This window comes from Kiloniella sp., from assembly GCF_965205715.1.
Taxonomy (GTDB): Bacteria; Pseudomonadota; Alphaproteobacteria; order Kiloniellales; family Kiloniellaceae; genus Kiloniella.
Window position 1 is genome coordinate 603666 of sequence record NZ_CBDBHW010000013.1, and the last position, 17372, is coordinate 621037.

Here is a 17372-nt window from a genome sequence, read left to right on the forward strand (position 1 = left end):
CGGAATGTTTGGAATCGATTGTGGATATACCAGCAAAACAGGCTCTTGAATTATGGCGAGGCGTTATGGTTGGTGCTCTTCAAAAAGGGCTGCCTGATCTTACGTCTCGCCAATTTACTTTGTTGTTGCATGTATATCTTAAAGATCAGGCCCATACTGTTCGTGGCCTTGCTGTCGAATTGAATATGTCAAAACCGGCTGTGACAAGGGCTTTGGATCGGCTCGGAAAGTTGGATTTTATCCGGCGTAAGACAGATGAAAATGACCGTCGTTCCATCCTTGTTCAACGAACAATTAAAGGTTCCGTATTCCTCCGTGAGTTTGGAGATATGGTCGAAAATTATGCCGGGGATGTATCCTAGATAAATACGTGAATTGATATGAGGCGATATGATTAGGCCTCTATTCCTCTAATTCGTATCGGCTAGTATCCGCGCTTCATATCCACGACATTAAGAAGTTCCTCACCACTTTCAAAACGTCTCATTCCCTCGGCGATTAACCGTACACTTGAGCTGGGGTGTGTGAAACTTGCTGCGTGAGGCGTTATGTTGACTTTTGGGTGCAACCAGAATGGATGATCTTTATCCAGGGGCTCTGATTTGAAGACATCAAGTGTCGCTTCCGATAGATGGCCGCTATCCAAGGCAATCAAGAGATCTTCTTCTACAAGATGACCTCCGCGGGCTGCATTAATAACGCTCGCTCCCTCGGGTAATTTAATGAAAAGATCTTTGTTTAAAATATCAGTGGTTTCATCCGTAAGCGGTAAGAGGCAAACCAGGATCTCTGTTTCACTAAGGAAATCATCAAGTTGATCCGTTCCTGCATAAGTTTTTATGCCAGGTCGTTCTCTGTGGGTTCTACTCCAGCCCGCGACATCAAATCCCAATGAACTTAATTTACCGGCAGCATCAGATCCCAGAACACCCATGCCCATAATGCCGACCCGGCGATCCCAGGTAACAGGGGGGATATGAGGGGTCCATTCCTTACGGCTTTGTTGTTCCCGATAAAGCCGCATGTTTTTGTGGTGGTTGAGGACGCTCATCACGACATATTCGGTCATCCCGGAAGTTAATGAAGGGTCAACCATGCGCACAATGGGAACATCTTCAGGCAGTTCCGGGTCTGAAGTCAGATGGTCAATTCCGGCACCGAGGGAGAATATAACTTTAAGGTTTGGCAGTGATTTCAAAAGCCCAGCTGGTGGTTGCCAGACCAGGGCGTATTCAATGTCTTCCTTGTTTCCAAAGTCCGGTAGCATGCGCAGATCAAGATCAGGCATTTCATCCTTGAGATAATTTTGCCATTCCTCGACACGATCGTTACCTGAAATGAAAAGTAGAGCCATTGAATTAACCTAATGAAATAAAATATATAGTTACAGTGTATGTGATGGTGGAAAGATCTGGCAATCCAGCAACAAAACTTTTTTATTTCACAACTCTCTAATGAAGCGCTTCGTTAAAATTTAGGCACTGACAGCCTCTTGGTTTACGACCTCCAGATCAAATGCAGCCTTTATCAATGCCTGGGTATAGGCAGTTTGAGGGTCCTCAAATATCTGCGCTGCAGTCCCGATTTCAACGGCCTCACCATTTCGCATGACAATAACATCATCGGCGAGGGTTCTTACAACCTTGAGATCATGGCTGATGAAGAGATAGGTGAGATTATGCCTAATCTGAAGCTCTCTCAGTAGATCGACTATTTGCGCCTGTACAGACATATCTAGGGCTGAAGTCGGTTCGTCTAATATTAGAAACCTTGGTTTAAGAACCATCACGCGGGCGATGGCAATGCGTTGGCGTTGCCCTCCAGAAAACTCGTGGGGATATCGATGACGGTTGTCCGGATCTAGTCCGACTTCGCGGAGTGCTTCAATGATCAATAGTTCGCGGGCTTTGGCATTGCCGCCAAGGCCGTGGACTTTCAGTCCTTCCTCTATAATCTCGCCGATAGAAAGCCGGGGGCTTAAAGAGCCGTAAGGGTCTTGAAACACAATTTGCATTTCCTGGCGAAGGGGTCTGAGCTTGCGACCACTGATACCATTGATGATCTTGTTGTCGTACTTGATATTCCCCTTACTGGAAATGAGCCGTAAGAGGGCTAGGCCTAGCGTGGTTTTCCCTGACCCTGATTCGCCGACGATGCCAAGGGTGTGTCCCTGTTTGATCGAAAGAGATATGCCATCAACGGCTTTGATGTGATCGACTGTCCGGCGCAGCACACCGCGTTTTACCGGGAAATGAACTTTCAAATTTTCGCACGACATAATTTCCGGAGCATTGAGGTCGGCGTCTACCGGATTTCCTTTTGGTTCGGCAGCAAGTAGGGACTGGGTATAGGGGTGTTGGGGATGGTCATAAACCTTCTTGGTTGGGCCTTGTTCAACGATTTGCCCCTTGGTCATGACGCAAACCCGATCAGCCATTTTTCTAACGATACCGAGATCATGCGTGATCAGCAGGATGGACATACCAAGCTTCTCTTGGAGTTCCTGCAGCAGTTCGAGAATTTGGGCCTGAATTGTAACATCCAAAGCCGTTGTCGGCTCATCCGCAATGAGAAGGTCGGGTTCGTTGGCTAAAGCCATGGCGATCATGACACGCTGACGTTGCCCACCGGAAAGTTCATGTGGGTAAGATTTTAGCCGACCAGCAGGGTCCTTAATGCCAACGAGATTGAGTAGCTCCAGAGTTCGCTTGCGAGCCTCTATTTTGGTGAAACCCTTATGAACCAGAAGAACTTCGTTGATCTGCTTTTCTATTGTGTGCAGCGGGTTCAAAGACGTCATCGGTTCTTGAAAGATGATCGAGATTTTGTTGCCGCGGATTTCCCTCATCGTTGCGTCATCTGCCCCGATGAGTTCTTGGCCTCTAAACTTAACAGAACTTCCCTGAGGGTGCTGTGCTACCGGATAGGGAAGCAGTTGTAGTATGGAGAGGGCGCTTACAGATTTACCCGACCCAGATTCGCCAACAAGAGCGACGGTTTGTCCCTCCATGATACGGTAAGTGATACCTGCGACGGCATCGGTAATTTCTTCTTCCCCGTGGAACTGAACAGAAAGACTGGTGATATCCAGAAGGGGTTGTTGTTCCTTAGCGGAATGATCGATCAACACACTCATGAGCGGTCTCCGTTAAAGAGCTTTCTGGGGTCAAAGGCATCACGTACGGCTTCCCCGATAAAGACGAGTAGGCTCAACATAAAGGCAAGGGATACAAAGGCTGTTGCACCTAGCCACGGAGCCTGAAGGTTGGCTTTGCCCTGTGCCAACAACTCGCCAAGGGAAGCAGATCCGGCAGGCAGTCCTAGGCCAAGAAAGTCGAGGGATGTCAAAGCTGTAATCGAGGCTGTCAGGGTGAAGGGTAGGAAGGTCATGGTCGCGACCATGGCATTTGGCAGGATGTGCCGATACATAATCACAGCATCACTGACGCCGAGCGCTTTGGCCGATCTAATGTAGTCGAAGTTTCTGACCTTGAGAAATTCAGCCCGAACTACACCGACAAAACCGACCCAGCTAAAGAGCATTAGGATGCCAAGCAAAGTCCAGAAACTCGGTACTAGGACGGAGCTGACAATGATGAGGATGTAGAGGCTTGGTAGACCACTCCATATTTCAATAAATCGCTGCGCGATCAGATCAAGAACTCCACCAAAATAGCCTTGGATAGCTCCTGCGGTAACCCCAACGACAGCGCTCATTGCTGTTAATAAAAGGCCGAAAATAATTGATATTCTCATGCCGTAAATGAGGCGGGCCACAACATCTCGTGCCTGATCATCTGTTCCAAGCCAATGGATGGAATCTGGGGGGGAGGGGGCAGGTGTAGGCAGGTTAAATGAAACTGTTCGATGATTATACTGAATAGGAGGCCATATCATCCAACCCTTTTCGGAGATTAGACTTTTCACAAAAGGATCATGATAGTCAGCTTCAGTTTCAAATTCGCCGCCAAAAGTTGTTTCAGGTAGGGCTTGAACAATGGGAAAGTAGGGTTGGTCATCAAAGAAGACAAAGATTGGCTTGTCATTGGCGATGCCTTCCGCAAAAAGGCTGAGACCAAACAAGAGCATGAAGATCTTGAGTGACCACAAACCCCGTCGATTTTTCCTGAAATTTTGCAGCCGACGTTGGTTCATCGGACCGAGTTTAAAACCAAAGAGAGTTTCGTTTTCCATAACCATACTCAACCCTCCCTGCTTTCGAAGTCGATACGGGGATCAACAAGCATGTAAGTGATATCACCGACAATATTCATGAGAAGACCAACGAGTGTGAAGAAATAGAGCGTGCCAAAGATGATGGGGTAATCGCGGTTGAAAACGGCCTCGAAACCCAGTCGACCCAAGCCGTCCAGAGAGAAAATGACCTCTATCAATACAGAGCCTGTAAAGAGAACGCCGATGAAGCTTGCCGGGAAAGCGGCGATAACGATGAGCATGGCGTTACGGAATACGTGGCCGTAGAGGATTCTTTTCTCTGTGAGTCCCTTTGCTTTTGCCGTTATGACGTATTGCTGACCAATTTGATCCAGGAAAGAATTTTTGGTCAACATGGTCAGGCTTGCAAATCCACCGATCACCATTGCGGTAACAGGTAGAATAATGTGTTTGAGATAATCGAGAACTTTATCCACCTGGGAAAGTTCATTCCAATTTTCTGATGTGAGGCCGCTTAAGGGGAGTATCGTCAGATAACTTCCGCCGGCAAAAAGGACGAGAAGGAGAACCGCAAAGATAAATCCTGGGATGGCGTAGCCGACAATAACAGCGCCACTTGTCCATATGTCAAAGGACGAGCCATCACGAATGGCTTTTTTGATTCCGAGAGGGATAGATATCAAATAGACAAGAAGCGTTGTCCAAATCCCAAGTGAGATGGATACGGGCATTTTGTCCAACACCAAATCCACAACTTTGCGATCACGGAAAAAACTCTCGCCAAAATCAAATGTGAGATAGTTTTTCATCATAATGAAAAACTGTTCATGCAATGGTTTGTCGAGACCAAACTGGATTTCAAGATCCTTGATAAGTTCAGGATCTAAGCCTTGAGCACCTTTGTACTTGCTGGTGTTTGCGGCCTGACTATCGATAGCAGGAGCTAAGTCGTCCTTATTTTGAGTAATACGTTCAGTAATTTCTGCGCCCTGCCCTGATAACTTAGCAAGAACCTGTTCAATTGGACCACCGGGCGCAAGTTGGATAATAGCAAAATTTAAAATCATAACCCCGATAAGAGTTGGGATCAGAAGCAGTAATCTTCGTACGATATAGGCCAGCATTATTCTTGCTCTCCTTGTCTGCGTCTCCGCCGGATTAAAAGCAATAGCAATGCTATGATTGAGAACCCAAACGCGTATGGTCTCCAGTTATCTTTTTGGAAGAATGCGACAGGATTTGAGAAAATTTGAAAGGTAAAAAATGATTTCACCTTTTTCGGATCGAGGCCAAGCTTTTCGAAATTTTCTAAAAAAGTATCGACAATAGCCGGATCAAAGAAAGATTCCTCATTGTTATCTATCGAGGAGGTGTCGCTGGGGTTAGTTTCAGAAGATGTCTCTTCTTCCGTTTGGTTCTTTGCCATAGAGGCGATTAAGGCTGCTTCTTTTTTACTGTCGAACCACCAATATGAAGTACTGCTTCCGCGCCAGGGTGTAACATCCGGTCGAGAGAATTTATCCCAGTAGAGAACACGATCATCCTCTGTATGGAACTGAGGAATAACATAGAAACCCCACAGCAGCACACGATCAAGGGCTCTAACCGTTGCAACGAGTTCCTTCCGATCCCGGGCATTCACGACAGCTTCTACGAGTTCATCAATGGCAGGGTCTTTAATGCCTGCAAAGTTACCACTGCCCTTTTTATCTGCAGTCGCACTCGTCCAAAATCCTCTTTGTTCTGTCCCGGGAGTTATACTTGCGGATAATTTAATAATGATCATGTCGTAATCAAAATCACGTATCCTGTTGTAATATTGAGACCTGTCAACAAGCCGGATGGTTACATCTACGCCCAGTTTCTTTAAACTTGTCGCAAAAGGAAGAACCGTCCGTTCCATGCCTTTTGATGCCACGAGCATTTCAAATGACATTTGTTTGCCTGTCATCTCGTTAACAAGCTTAAGGTCGCGCACAACCCACCCTGCCTCAGCGAGGAGTGCAAATGCTTTTCGGTAGTTATCCCTAGGCCATCCCTGACCGTCTGATGTGGGAATCGTAAAGGCTTCGGTATAAAGTCGATCAGTTATCCGGCCGCGGTATTTCTCAAGGATTTCTAGTTCTTTACCCTCTGGCAGGCCGGTTGAGGAAAGTTCTGAATTTCCGAAGAAGTTTGTCGAGCGGGTGAGTAACCCGTGAGAGAGGTTGGTGTTGGTCCATTCAAAATCATAGACATATCCAATGGCTTCTCGAACTCTCGGGTCTTTGAATAAATCTCTACGGGTATTGTAGAAAAATCCTTGAATTCCTTGGGGACGTTGATGAGGAATAGACTCTTTTTTGAGCCAACCCTTCTTTATGGCAGGAACATCATAGTCCTGTGCCCATGCACTTGAAGACCGTTCATTTCTATAATCAATTTCGCCAGATTTGATGGCTAGTTTGATAACATCACTATCGTGGTAGTAGGTTGTCCTAAGGGTATCGAAATTGTCTTGGCCTCGATTAACTGGGAGATCTTTACCCCAATAATCCTTTACTCGCTCCTGAACAACGTAACGTCCCGCTTCAAAGTCGGTAACTTTATAGGGGCCACTTCCCAGCGGAGGTTCTAGAGTGCTTTTAGAAAAATCCCTGGTTTCCCAATAATGCTTTGCAAAAATAGGGAGAGATCCTGCTCGAATAGGGAATTCTTTATTCCCGGGCTCAGCTGAATAAAATTTTACCCTTTGGCCGTCAATCTTTTCAACTTTTTCAAGGATCCGGTAATAATTTTTTACATAAGGGTCAGCATCTTTACGGATGGTATCCAAAGAGAAAATAACGTCATCAACTGTGATTGGTTTCCCATCATGCCAATGGGCTTCTGGTCTCAGGGTGAAAATTACCCAGGATCTGTCTTCGGGCCATTCGAGAGATTCAGCGATAAGCCCATATTCACTAGAGGCTTCATCCGCACTCGATGCCAATAGACTTTCCGGGTTGAAACCAGGCCCCGGGACGCCCTTAATAATATAGGGGTTAAAGCTATCAAAGGTGCCTTCACTAGCTATTCGTAGCTCTCCGCCTTTGGGGGCATCGGGGTTTACGTATTTGAAGTGGGTGAAATCGGCGGGATAGCTAGGTTCGCCGTGGATGGCGATGCCGTGAGATTTCGTGGTTTCAGCGGAGGTGGCGGCCGTTAATGTTAATAGTGGCAAGACGGTGCTTAAGACAAAGCTGACCTGAATGAGTGCGCGCATCTTGTTGGCTTAACCCCCGAAATGTCTTTTTTTGGTTCAGGGGTGGCAACCCCTCAATGATAGTCTGAGGGGTTTTTAAAATAGTATCAAGGCCTTGATACCCTCAAACACGTGGAATTGAGAGTTTCGCAGGGTTATGATGAAAAATGGTTAACGTATCAAAAATAATCCAACAATAACCTTCAAATTATTCGCTGAAGAGTATTTGCACTTCCTGGTGGACCCGTTTGTCGCCCGCCGCAATGACTTTGCCGTCAGAATGCATGCCCAAAGTATTGCCTTCCCAATCGGTCATGATGCCACCAGCTCCAGTAATGATTGGAACCTGCGCCAAGAAGTCATAGACACCCATGCCAGCTTCAATGGTCAGGTCGATGAGACCGCTGGTGACGAGGCCGTAATTGTAACAATCTCCACCGAATAATGGCATCTTGGTGGATTGCCGAACCCGATCAAATTTTGGAAACTCATCTTCTTTAAAAAGAAGCGGTGACGTCGTTGCTATCGTTGCCTGGGCCAAACTGGCGCACTCACGCACTCTCGCTTCATTGGTACCACGAAAATCTTTGAATAGGGTTGGGTGTCCAGTTGCACCGATCCAGCGTTCGTTGATCACCGGCATGGCCAGGATACCCATAACGGGCTCATTGTTTCTCAAAAGGGCAACAAGGGTCCCGAAGATAGCGTGGCCGGATATAAAACTGCGGGTTCCATCGATGGGATCGAGTGCCCAAACGAATTCAGCATCGGTATTTTCTGCGCCATGTTCCTCGCCGACAATACCGTGATCTGGATAGTGTTTATTGATTAGTACCCGCATGGCACTTTCAGCATTCCTATCCGCAATGGTAACAGGAGAATCGTCACTCTTGCCTTCTACCTCGAGAGGTTGACGAAAGTGTTTTAGGATAACTTCTTGGGCCGCATCACAGAGTTTTTCACCCAAGTCGATAAATTCAGTTGGGCAATGAAATGGAGTGTTCATTCCGCGGTTCCTTTAGAATGTCGTCAATTATTTAGGTCGTGCGCATAAAAAAGGCGACCCAGAAGGCCGCCTTATTTGTCTCGTCAAATCCAGATTACTCTGGGAGAGCGGCTGGGTTATCGCTCTGCTGACGTAAATAAGCGATTAGATTCGCACGCTGGCCAACTTTTTTGAGGCCACCGAAGCCCATTTTTGTGCCCGGAGCGTAAGCTTTTGGCTTGGCCAGAAACTCATTAAGAGCTTCGTAATCCCAAGTCTCACTGCTCATACCCTTAAGAACATCAGAATAAGCATAGCCATCAACGGTTGCGCGGTTGCGATCAACAATGCCCCAAAGAGCGGGACCAAGTTTGTTCGCGCCACCGCTATCAACGGTGTGGCAAGCAGCACATTTTTTGAAGCCTTTTTCACCAGCGGCGATATCCGCACTTGCGAGTAGTGCGCTGATTGGCTCAATAACAGGGCCAGCAGGAGCGGCAGATGCTACCTCTGCACCGCTGTCAGCGACTTCAATCTTAAAGGCATTCTCATCCAGGTCCGCTGGATGATAGAGCATTTTGGCTGCAAAGCCTGATGCCAATAGGATAATGCCGGCAGTTAGGACTGAGGCAAAGGCCTTGTTATTCTCTAGAGACATTCTTCCTGACCCTTTGGGCTTATTTTTTAAAAATTCCGGCCGACAATAACTCTCTCAGGCCAAGCATTCAATAGTCTCTATCGATTTTTGATGCCTTGGGATAGCTTTTTTGACACTTTCTTTCGAAATAATGCGTTATGGGCTTTGTTTACTGTGAGCTCTTTAAATATGGTATGGGCTAGAAAAGAGATTCTGAGGCCGATGATCCGTCGGTGTGTAGAGTTAATTTGCGTACTTTCTCCGTTGAGTGTTTCGAGGCTTTTATGTCCCTTCCAACAAATCCAGTTGTGCTAATTCCCGCTCGCATGGCGTCTTCTAGGCTGCCCAATAAACCATTGGCCGATATCTGTGGTCTGCCCATGATTGCCCAATGTTATAACCGGGCCATCGAAGCAAAGCTTGGCCCGGTGGTTATCGCATGCGCCGAACCGGAAATCGCCGAAGCTGTGGAGAAAATCGGGGGCATTGCTGTCTTGACTGATCCAAATCATCCGTCTGGATCGGATCGTATTCACGAAGCGCTGCAGATCTTTGATCCCACGGGTAAACATGACGCGATTATTAATGTTCAAGGAGATTTGCCAACCGTTGAACCTCGTCTCATAAGGCGTACCTTTGAGGTGCTTGAGGATCGTGATGTGGATATTGCTACTCTCGCCGTTGAAATCAGCGAACTGGACGAGCGCAACAATCCGAATGTCGTAAAGGCAGTCGCCGGGTTTGAAGAGGGGCAGGATGTTTCGCGTGCTTTGTATTTTAGCCGCAGCACTGCGCCATGGGATGATGGCGATAACACCAAGCCTCTGTATCATCACATTGGAATGTATGCTTATCGCCGTACAGCGCTGGAGCGTTTTGTTTCTCTCCCAGCTTCGCCTTTGGAAAAACGCGAGCGCCTGGAGCAGCTTAGAGCATTAGAAGCCGGGATGCGCATTGATGTCGCGCTCGTTGACACTATTCCTCTGGGGGTCGATACTCCCGCTGACCTTGAGAAAGCCAGAAAGATTCTCAAGAGATAAAAGACGCTAATAAATCACATTTAATTATAGGGCCACCCCAATGACTGACGTCGAAAACACTATCGCCTTTCAAGGTGTCAAAGGAGCAAACTCTGACATAGCCTGTCACGCTGTTTTTCCAGATATGGAAACACTGGCTTGTTACTCTTTTGAAGACACCTTTGCGGCGGTACGTGAGGGCAAGGCTCGCTTGGCAATGATTCCTATTGAGAATTCAAGTGCGGGTCGTGTGGCCGATAACCACCATCTGATGCCTGAATCCGGTCTGCATATCATTGGAGAGCATTACCAAAAAATCGAACACCAACTGTTGGCACCCAAAGGGGCAACACTGGAGGGGTTACGGCAGGTTCACTCCCACGTTCAGGCTCTGGCGCAATGTCGTGATTTTCTTAGAGAACATAATATCGAGCCCATCGTAGCTGCAGATACCGCGGGTGCCGCTGAACAAGTCGCGCTTTGGGATAACAAGGATGTGGGTGCGATCGCGACCTCTCTTGCTGGGGAAATCTATGGATTGGATACTCTTGGCACTGATGTAAATGACAACGAAGACAACACAACCCGTTTTCTTGTTATGGCGAAGGATCCAATCGATCCTGATCCTGCTGAATCCAAGGTGATGACCACTTTTGTCTTCAAGGTTCGTTCTGTCCCTGCGGCGCTTTATAAGGCCCTTGGTGGCTTTGCAACCAACGGGGTCAACCTGACAAAGCTTGAAAGCTATATCACGGATGGAAGTTTCTCCGTGGCGCAGTTCTATGCGGATGTCGAAGGACATCCTTCAGAGCGTCTTGTCCGGTTGGCGCTTGAAGAGCTGAGCTTCTTTTCCAAAGAGGTTAAAATTCTTGGCGTTTATCCTGCGAATGCTTTTCGTGATAAGGGAACAGCTGCCGAGTAAGTTTTTCTATACGGCAAAAATAAAAACCCGGGCTGATATTAGCCCGGGTTTTTATTTGGATCCAAATTCCCGCAAAGTGGGTTATTTTTCCTTCAGCCAGTCATCGACCAGAACCCGCGAGATCGAATCTTTTCGGGGAAGGTTGAAGGTTTCATCTTCGGGTGAGGCCAATAGCTCGTCACGGTGAAACCAACGTGCGGATTCTATTTCTTCGGTATCTAATACGAGGGGATCATGGCGTGAGCCCTCGGCTGTAAAACCAACCATGAGCGATGCCGGGAAGGGCCAGGGTTGTGAGGAGTGATACCGAACATTCTTCACATCGATACCGACTTCTTCCTTTGCTTCCCTGATGACGGTCTGTTCAAGACTCTCACCAATTTCAAGGAATCCCGCGAGGACCGAGTGCCCTCCAGGGCGCCATCCTGCATTACGGGCCAATAGGCACCAGTCACCATCCGTTACACGCATTATAACTGCAGGATCTGTACGCGGGTAATGCAAGCGTCCGCAGGTGTCACCCGTACACTGAAGGACATGGCCGCCTTCCGTGGATCTGGTCGGATTCCCGCAGTGTCCACAGAATCTGTGTTGTTTATGCCAGTGCACCAGCCCTCTGGCGTAAGCCATTATCGCCGCGTCGTCAGGGTTCAGTTGGCTCCAATGATCTCTTAGATCTAAAAAAGTACCTAGTGAAAGTACTGGAGGGTCTTCTGAATGGGGGAGCATTGCCGCCAAAACGGGGTGGTCATCTCTCATGCCGAGGAAAATAATTTCTTCAGCCAGTTCAAAGATCTCTGTTGCTTCACTCCCGGGTAAAAAAAGAGGATCTAGATCTTCTTGAGAGACAAAAAGGCCGTTATGGCGCCAAACCGTTGTGACAAGGCTATCTGGGGAGTGTTGATAACCTTGCAGAGTATCAGGCAGGATTCGCAGATGTGCTGCGCGTTCTAACTTTGATGTCGTATAGATATGTTGTCGGTAAGTCATGGTCAGAGGGTGTACCAGAGAAAGTGTTCTGTAAACATCCAGAGTATGCAATTTATAAAAGCTGTCAAAAAGGCTTGCGTTAAGGCGATAGAAGTCCGATATAGGGGGCGAGAGGTTGGCTATGGGCGTAGCGCTCGCCAACCCGGTCAGATCCGGAAGGAAGCAGCCGTAACGAGTTTGCCGCGGGTCGTGGTTCAGCCTCTCACCTTATCCTTCTTTTGTAAGTCTTTATAAACACGAGCTTTTAGCTCGTTTTTTTATTCGTGCTTTTTGCTTTTTAAAGAACTTTTCCGACTGTGATTGCCTTGAAGTTTCAATGGGGTAAAGTAGAGCGAAACAGGAAATAATTAGCAGTGGCATGAGCGATAATTTAACAGAACAACAGGACTCGGATACCGAATCCGGGGCTGCCTATCAGGTGCTGGCACGTAAGTATCGGCCAACCTCTTTTCGCGACCTTTATGGGCAAGATGCGCTGGTCCGAACAATTACCAACGCAATTGACAGCGACCGCTTGGCGCATGCCTTTATTTTAACTGGTGTGCGCGGTGTCGGTAAAACAACATCTGCAAGGATCATAGCCAAGGCGCTCAATTGTATCGGCACTGATGGTACAGGTGGACCTACGGCTGATCCGTGTGGTGTCTGTGAGAGTTGTGTGTCGGTTGCGCAAGATCGACATGTCGATGTTATGGAGATGGATGCTGCAAGCCGAACCGGGGTTGGCGATATTCGCGAACTCATCGAAGGGGTTCGCTACAGACCCGTTTCTGCCCGGAAAAAAGTCTATATCATCGATGAGGTTCACATGCTTTCCAACAGTGCGTTTAACGCGCTGTTGAAAACACTTGAAGAACCCCCTGAACACGTTGTTTTCATTTTTGCGACCACGGAAATTCGAAAAGTCCCGGTTACGGTTCTTTCCAGATGTCAGCGATTTGATCTTCGTCGCCTAGAACACGCAGAACTGGTGAAGCTCTTTACAATGGTATTGGGTAAAGAGCAGATCTCCTTCGAAGATGAGGCGTTGGCCCTTCTTGCCAGAGCCGCGGATGGCTCAGCGCGTGATGGTCTGTCTCTTCTGGATCAAGGCATTGCATTGGGAGGTGGTCAGTCCATTGATAGCGATCCGATACGTCACATGCTTGGGTTGGCGGATCGGACACGAATTTTTGATCTCTTTGACGCGATCATGAAGGGCGACTGTGCCCAGTCTCTTGAGATTTTAAGCGACCTTTATAACGGTGGGGCTGAACCCGTCGTCGTTATGAAAGACATGCTGGAGTTAAGTCACCTTCTGACCCGTGCAAAACTGGTTCCGCAAACTTTGGAATCGCCAGGTATCCCAGAAGCCGAACGTGTTCGAGGCGGGGAGATGAGCACTAAGCTCTCCATGGCAATACTTGCGCGCACCTGGCAGATGCTTTTGAAGGGGTTAGCTGAAATTCAAACGGCGCCACATCCGCTCCAAGCGGCAGAGATGGTGATTATACGTCTTGCTTATGCAAGTAACCTCCCCACACCGGGGGACATCATAAAAAAGCTCCAGGACGCGCCAGCGGGTAACGCCTCTGCTGGTCGCGTCCAAAATACTTCTGGCGGTTCTGGCTCGAATAATGGCTCCCATGCGAGTTCGAGAGGAAACTTATCAGTTGCAACTCAGGTATCAGCTGTTGCGTTAGCTTCCCCAGATCAGGAAGTTACAGCGTTAAAACCTGAACTCGTGGTCGACAATACGGCTCCACAGGTTGGTGAAATCTATGAAGAAGAATTCGCTTCGCCGCAGACATTTCGCGAAGTGATTGAACTTGCGCGGGATAAGGGGGACCGCATTCTTTCCGCTTACCTTGGAAATGATGTACACCTTTTGAGTTTTTCCCCTGGGGAAATTGAATACCAACCCGCCGGGCATGCGCCGAGAGACCTGTCTTCCAGAATTCAGAGAAATTTACGTGAATGGACGGGCAAAAACTGGAAAGTAACTGAAACCAGTAAGCAGGGTGTTGATACCATTAGGGCTCAGGAAAAGCAGATCAATCAGGTGTTAGATGATAACGCTATGGAAGATCCCTTGGTCAAAACCGTGTTGAAACTTTTCCCGGGAACGAAATTAATCAGCCGAAAAGGCTTGCTGCCTGATAACTTTGTAGTAGAAGGCATAGATGAAAAATCCTTGATTGAATCAATAAACGACCCAGATATGGAAGATCCTGATCTGGATGATGCGGAATTGATGCAACGGCTTAATAACGGAGACGAAATCTAATGAAGAACCTGGCCGGGCTAATGAAACAAGCTCAACAAATGCAGGGCAAAATGGCTGAGATGCAAGAAGCGCTTGCAGCTATGGAAATTGAAGGCGCTGCAGGCGCTGGAATGGTCAAGGTCGTTATGACAGGCAAGTTTAGCCTGAGCTCTATTAAAATTGATCCGACGCTAGTGAATTCTGATGATGTCGAAGTGCTTGAAGATTTGATTATGGCAGCTGTAAACGATGCCAGCTCAAAGATTGAAGCAGCAAAACAGGAAAAAATGCAAGATGTAACAGGCGGATTAAATCTACCTGCTGGCATGAAATTACCGTTTTAAAGGCTCTCAGCGTTTATGGCAAAAAATGAGCTTGATCGTTTAACACAACTGCTTTCTCGCCTACCAGGTCTAGGGCCGAGGTCGGCGAGAAGAGCTGTTCTGTATCTGATGAAAAAGCGGGAGAGCCTGATGCTCCCGCTAGCTAAAGCCATGACGGCAGCGGCATCAAGCATTACGAATTGTCGGGTGTGCGGTAACCTGGATACGGAAAACCCGTGTCATATCTGCCAAAATCCCAAGCGGGATATGAGCAAGATTTGTGTTGTAGAAGAAGTCGGCGACCTTTGGGCGCTTGAACGCAGTGGTGCTTTTAAAGGGCATTACCATGTGCTGGGCGGAACACTGTCAGCTCTGGATGGGCGGGGACCCGCTCAACTGAATGTCAATGGTTTACTGGATCGCGCTGGAGAGGAGCCCGTAAAGGAGATTATCCTCGCGCTCAGCGCAACGGTCGATGGTCAAACGACAGGCCACTATCTAAATGAATGTCTCGCCGGATATGAAGTTGAGGTCTCCAAACTTGCGCACGGTGTTCCCGTTGGTGGCAGCTTGGATTATCTTGACGATGGAACCCTTACGGCAGCTCTCAAAGCTCGGCGTTCAGCCGGGTAATTGTTTTTCCTTATGTTTCTGATTTGTAAGTATACTTATTTACAATTATTGATTGTGTCTCGGGTTTATTCTCCCTAAAAAAGATAGTTGCCAAGTTATCTTTTAAATCTGTGGGGTACTATGTCTAAAAGCGCTATTTCACTTTCAATAATTTCCTTACTCGTCCTAGCCGGATGCCAAACGACCAACAATGGCTGGAGTGACTGGGAGGGAATTCCCTATGATGAAGCCCTATTGGACTGGGAGTCCGCAAAACCAACAGATCTTTATGCTCGAAAAGTATCTTATAATGGCGACTATCAAGAACAATGGGATTGGGATAAGGGGCAAATATTCATATCAAAAGCGGGGCATGCGCGTTATTCTCGTATTGATATTAATCCACATGAATTTGGCGACCTGATGGCTGACTGGAAAATTTTCGAAACCAGTGGTTCCCTCGTGAAGGCCGCAGAGATCAAAGAAACAAGAAATAAATACGGAAAATTTTACTACGCAGGCCTCAAAACGAATGACGGGGAAGATTGCCTTGGGTTTATGCAAGCCCTTAAGGAGTTTACGCCTGCAGGATATGAAGATAACGGAAAGCCTGATGGATATTTGATGGGCTACGATTGTGGAAACAGTCGTTACACAGTTTCTGAGCTTCTCGAGTTTGCAAACAGTATTGTCTACCGTAAATGATCCAAGCTGTTGTCGTATTGCTGACACGGTTTTGTCTTATATCCGTTGCATCCTCCCTTGAGGCCGCTCCTGATTAAGAAAGAGAAGACATGACAAAATTATCAAACCTCCTCCGTACGAGTTGTTTAGCGAGTGCTGTTGTTGTGGCGTTTAGTTCTGGAACTCTCGGCTTCGCTCATGCGGAAGAGATTTCAATCGGGGCCGAAGCTAACCAGTCAACGGAGTTAGTTTTTTACAGCGGAAACCTAGGTCAGGTAAGCCAAAAACGTAGCAGTAGGCTATCACAGGGGACGAGTATTCTTGCCCTTGAAGACGTCAGTCCTCATCTCATTCTCGATAGCCTGTTTCTCGACGGCAAAGGCCTCCGTATCCGTGAACAGCGTCTCGATCAGGAAATTCTCTCCCCCCAAAGGTTGCTCGAAGCTTCTCTTGGGAAAACCATTACGGTTGTGAAAACCAATCCTGAAACAGGTGAAGAGACAAGCCTGAAAGCAGAAGTCCTCGCCGTACGTGAAGGCTTGGTGCTTCGTATTGGTAACCAAATCGAAACGTCGATCCCTGGAAGGCTTGTATATGATAGCGTGCCTAATGGTTTGAGATCCGGCCCAGCTTTACTGGCTGTTGTCGAAAGTAAGAAAGCAGGTGAGCAAGATCTTCAACTTACCTACTTAACGGGGGGGCTCGATTGGCGAGTGACATATGTTGCTGAACTCAATCCCAAAGGGACGAAGTTAGCTTTAAAAGCAATGGCGACGCTCACAAACCAAACCGGTGTGGACTTTGAACAGGCAAAAATTCGCCTCGTAGCTGGTGATGTTAAACGCGTAAGAGAATCCCCTGGACCAAGAGCCACAATGATGACGTTGGAACAGGACACAGGTTCTTATGCTAAATCGATGCCTCAACGTCGGTCTGTTTCTGACCGGGATGTCTATACGCTTCCAGAGAAAGTTAATATTGGCGGGGTGGAAACCAAACAGGTAACGTTGCTCGAGAATAATGCTGTTGACGTTCAAAAGCGTTTTCGGTTCCAGCAACTCGTACAACCTTATGGCGGAAACGATGATACTGGGCGGCAGCAGGCAGAAATCGTTCTTAAATCAACGAATACAAAAGCAAAAGGGCTTGGCCAAGCCCTCCCGGAAGGAACTTTGAGAGTTTATCAACAGGGTAAGGGCGAAGCCTCTTCGATCTTTATGGGTGAAGACGCCATGCAAGCCGTGCCTGTCGGAGAGGAGGTTGAATTGGTTATCGGTTCAGCCAATCAGGTCACTGGCCGTGGCAAGCAGATTTCCTACGAGAAGCTTTCGCGGACCAGCTATCAGTTAACACAGGCAATAACCCTGAGTAACAGCGGTGATAAATCTGTCAGTGTAGATGTGGTTGGTCATCTTCCAGGGAACTGGAAAATTCTTGAGGAAAGTGAAAATCACGTCAAAGAATCTTCCCGCAAGGTAGTCTGGACGATTGACGTTCCCGCAAAAGGGAAGAAAACCTTTGATTATAAATTACGGGTTTCGCACGAGTAATCGAAC

General features: G+C 47.6%; 16 protein-coding genes and 1 other RNA gene. 9 read left to right on the plus strand and 8 right to left on the minus strand.

The window, feature by feature from the left end:
• Window positions 1-20 precede the first annotated feature (20 nt).
• On the plus strand, window positions 21-362 hold the full coding sequence (locus tag ACOGW3_RS14140; protein ID WP_419903565.1) for a MarR family transcriptional regulator: 342 nt from the start codon (window positions 21-23) through the stop codon (window positions 360-362).
• Window positions 363-424: 62 nt separating this feature from the next.
• On the opposite strand, the gene ACOGW3_RS14145 is transcribed toward ACOGW3_RS14140, so the two are convergent.
• From ACOGW3_RS14145 to ACOGW3_RS14175, 7 genes are all read right to left on the minus strand, one after another.
• Entirely contained in the window at window positions 425-1354 is a 930-nt protein-coding gene (locus ACOGW3_RS14145; RefSeq protein WP_419903566.1) for a 2-hydroxyacid dehydrogenase, read from the minus strand.
• A gap of 120 nt (window positions 1355-1474) precedes the next feature.
• Complete coding sequence (locus tag ACOGW3_RS14150; RefSeq protein WP_419903567.1) at window positions 1475-3136, minus strand: ABC transporter ATP-binding protein; 1662 nt, start codon at window positions 3134-3136, stop codon at window positions 1475-1477.
• Complete coding sequence (locus ACOGW3_RS14155; RefSeq protein WP_419903568.1) at window positions 3133-4200, minus strand: ABC transporter permease; 1068 nt, start codon at window positions 4198-4200, stop codon at window positions 3133-3135. Before ACOGW3_RS14155 ends, ACOGW3_RS14150 begins: the two co-directional genes overlap by 4 nt.
• A gap of 2 nt (window positions 4201-4202) precedes the next feature.
• On the minus strand, window positions 4203-5300 hold the full coding sequence (locus ACOGW3_RS14160) for a microcin C ABC transporter permease YejB (protein WP_419903569.1): 1098 nt from the start codon (window positions 5298-5300) through the stop codon (window positions 4203-4205).
• The gene (locus ACOGW3_RS14165; RefSeq protein ID WP_419903570.1) at window positions 5300-7420 is read right to left on the minus strand and encodes an extracellular solute-binding protein; all 2121 of its coding nucleotides are present in this window, start codon (window positions 7418-7420) and stop codon (window positions 5300-5302) included. Before ACOGW3_RS14165 ends, ACOGW3_RS14160 begins: the two co-directional genes overlap by 1 nt.
• Window positions 7421-7607: 187 nt before the next feature.
• Window positions 7608-8405 carry a histidinol-phosphatase gene (hisN, locus tag ACOGW3_RS14170; RefSeq protein WP_419903571.1) on the minus strand — a complete coding sequence of 266 codons (798 nt, stop codon included), beginning with the start codon at window positions 8403-8405 and terminating at the stop codon, window positions 7608-7610.
• A 94-nt stretch (window positions 8406-8499) separates the two neighbouring features.
• Window positions 8500-9042: a c-type cytochrome gene (locus ACOGW3_RS14175; RefSeq protein ID WP_419903572.1), complete on the minus strand. Its 543-nt coding sequence runs from the start codon at window positions 9040-9042 to the stop codon at window positions 8500-8502.
• A 263-nt stretch (window positions 9043-9305) separates the two neighbouring features.
• On the opposite strand from ACOGW3_RS14175, the gene ACOGW3_RS14180 reads away from it, so the two are divergent.
• Window positions 9306-10061 carry a 3-deoxy-manno-octulosonate cytidylyltransferase gene (locus tag ACOGW3_RS14180; protein ID WP_419903573.1) on the plus strand — a complete coding sequence of 252 codons (756 nt, stop codon included), beginning with the start codon at window positions 9306-9308 and terminating at the stop codon, window positions 10059-10061.
• Between the two features lie 40 nt (window positions 10062-10101).
• Window positions 10102-10962, plus strand: coding sequence for a prephenate dehydratase (locus ACOGW3_RS14185; protein WP_419903574.1), 861 nt, complete (start codon window positions 10102-10104; stop codon window positions 10960-10962).
• An 81-nt stretch (window positions 10963-11043) separates the two neighbouring features.
• Here ACOGW3_RS14185 and nudC read toward each other — a convergent pair whose 3' ends face one another.
• Window positions 11044-11952, minus strand: coding sequence for an NAD(+) diphosphatase (gene nudC / locus ACOGW3_RS14190; RefSeq protein WP_419903575.1), 909 nt, complete (start codon window positions 11950-11952; stop codon window positions 11044-11046).
• Between the two features lie 109 nt (window positions 11953-12061).
• On the opposite strand from nudC, the gene ffs reads away from it, so the two are divergent.
• The 6 genes from ffs to ACOGW3_RS14220 all read left to right on the plus strand — a co-directional run bounded on the left by ffs (window position 12062) and on the right by ACOGW3_RS14220 (window position 17366).
• Window positions 12062-12159, plus strand: an RNA gene (gene ffs / locus ACOGW3_RS14195) — signal recognition particle sRNA small type.
• Between the two features lie 151 nt (window positions 12160-12310).
• Window positions 12311-14218: a DNA polymerase III subunit gamma/tau gene (locus ACOGW3_RS14200; protein ID WP_419903576.1), complete on the plus strand. Its 1908-nt coding sequence runs from the start codon at window positions 12311-12313 to the stop codon at window positions 14216-14218.
• Window positions 14218-14541 (plus strand): YbaB/EbfC family nucleoid-associated protein, encoded by a 324-nt coding sequence (locus ACOGW3_RS14205; protein WP_419903577.1) that lies wholly within the window; start codon window positions 14218-14220, stop codon window positions 14539-14541. The genes ACOGW3_RS14200 and ACOGW3_RS14205 overlap by 1 nt, the downstream gene beginning before the upstream one ends.
• Before the next feature lie 15 nt (window positions 14542-14556).
• Window positions 14557-15153, plus strand: a complete 597-nt coding sequence (gene recR, locus ACOGW3_RS14210; RefSeq protein WP_419903578.1) for a recombination mediator RecR — start codon at window positions 14557-14559, stop codon at window positions 15151-15153.
• A 120-nt stretch (window positions 15154-15273) separates the two neighbouring features.
• Window positions 15274-15837: a hypothetical protein gene (locus ACOGW3_RS14215; protein ID WP_419903579.1), complete on the plus strand. Its 564-nt coding sequence runs from the start codon at window positions 15274-15276 to the stop codon at window positions 15835-15837.
• An 89-nt stretch (window positions 15838-15926) separates the two neighbouring features.
• Window positions 15927-17366: a DUF4139 domain-containing protein gene (locus tag ACOGW3_RS14220; protein ID WP_419903580.1), complete on the plus strand. Its 1440-nt coding sequence runs from the start codon at window positions 15927-15929 to the stop codon at window positions 17364-17366.
• Window positions 17367-17372 lie beyond the last annotated feature (6 nt).

Coding starts and splice junctions, on each gene's coding strand:
- ACOGW3_RS14185 (WP_419903574.1), top strand. CDS start 10,102: ATGACTGACGTCGAAAACACTATCGCCTTTCAAGGTGTCAAAGGAGCA.
- ACOGW3_RS14155 (WP_419903568.1), bottom strand. CDS start 4,200: ATGGTTATGGAAAACGAAACTCTCTTTGGTTTTAAACTCGGTCCGATG.
- ACOGW3_RS14175 (WP_419903572.1), bottom strand. CDS start 9,042: ATGTCTCTAGAGAATAACAAGGCCTTTGCCTCAGTCCTAACTGCCGGC.
- ACOGW3_RS14205 (WP_419903577.1), top strand. CDS start 14,218: ATGAAGAACCTGGCCGGGCTAATGAAACAAGCTCAACAAATGCAGGGC.
- nudC (WP_419903575.1), bottom strand. CDS start 11,952: ATGACTTACCGACAACATATCTATACGACATCAAAGTTAGAACGCGCA.
- ACOGW3_RS14215 (WP_419903579.1), top strand. CDS start 15,274: ATGTCTAAAAGCGCTATTTCACTTTCAATAATTTCCTTACTCGTCCTA.
- hisN (WP_419903571.1), bottom strand. CDS start 8,405: ATGAACACTCCATTTCATTGCCCAACTGAATTTATCGACTTGGGTGAA.
- ACOGW3_RS14165 (WP_419903570.1), bottom strand. CDS start 7,420: ATGCGCGCACTCATTCAGGTCAGCTTTGTCTTAAGCACCGTCTTGCCA.
- ACOGW3_RS14220 (WP_419903580.1), top strand. CDS start 15,927: ATGACAAAATTATCAAACCTCCTCCGTACGAGTTGTTTAGCGAGTGCT.
- ACOGW3_RS14200 (WP_419903576.1), top strand. CDS start 12,311: ATGAGCGATAATTTAACAGAACAACAGGACTCGGATACCGAATCCGGG.
- ACOGW3_RS14180 (WP_419903573.1), top strand. CDS start 9,306: ATGTCCCTTCCAACAAATCCAGTTGTGCTAATTCCCGCTCGCATGGCG.
- ACOGW3_RS14145 (WP_419903566.1), bottom strand. CDS start 1,354: ATGGCTCTACTTTTCATTTCAGGTAACGATCGTGTCGAGGAATGGCAA.
- recR (WP_419903578.1), top strand. CDS start 14,557: ATGGCAAAAAATGAGCTTGATCGTTTAACACAACTGCTTTCTCGCCTA.
- ACOGW3_RS14160 (WP_419903569.1), bottom strand. CDS start 5,300: ATGCTGGCCTATATCGTACGAAGATTACTGCTTCTGATCCCAACTCTT.
- ACOGW3_RS14150 (WP_419903567.1), bottom strand. CDS start 3,136: ATGAGTGTGTTGATCGATCATTCCGCTAAGGAACAACAACCCCTTCTG.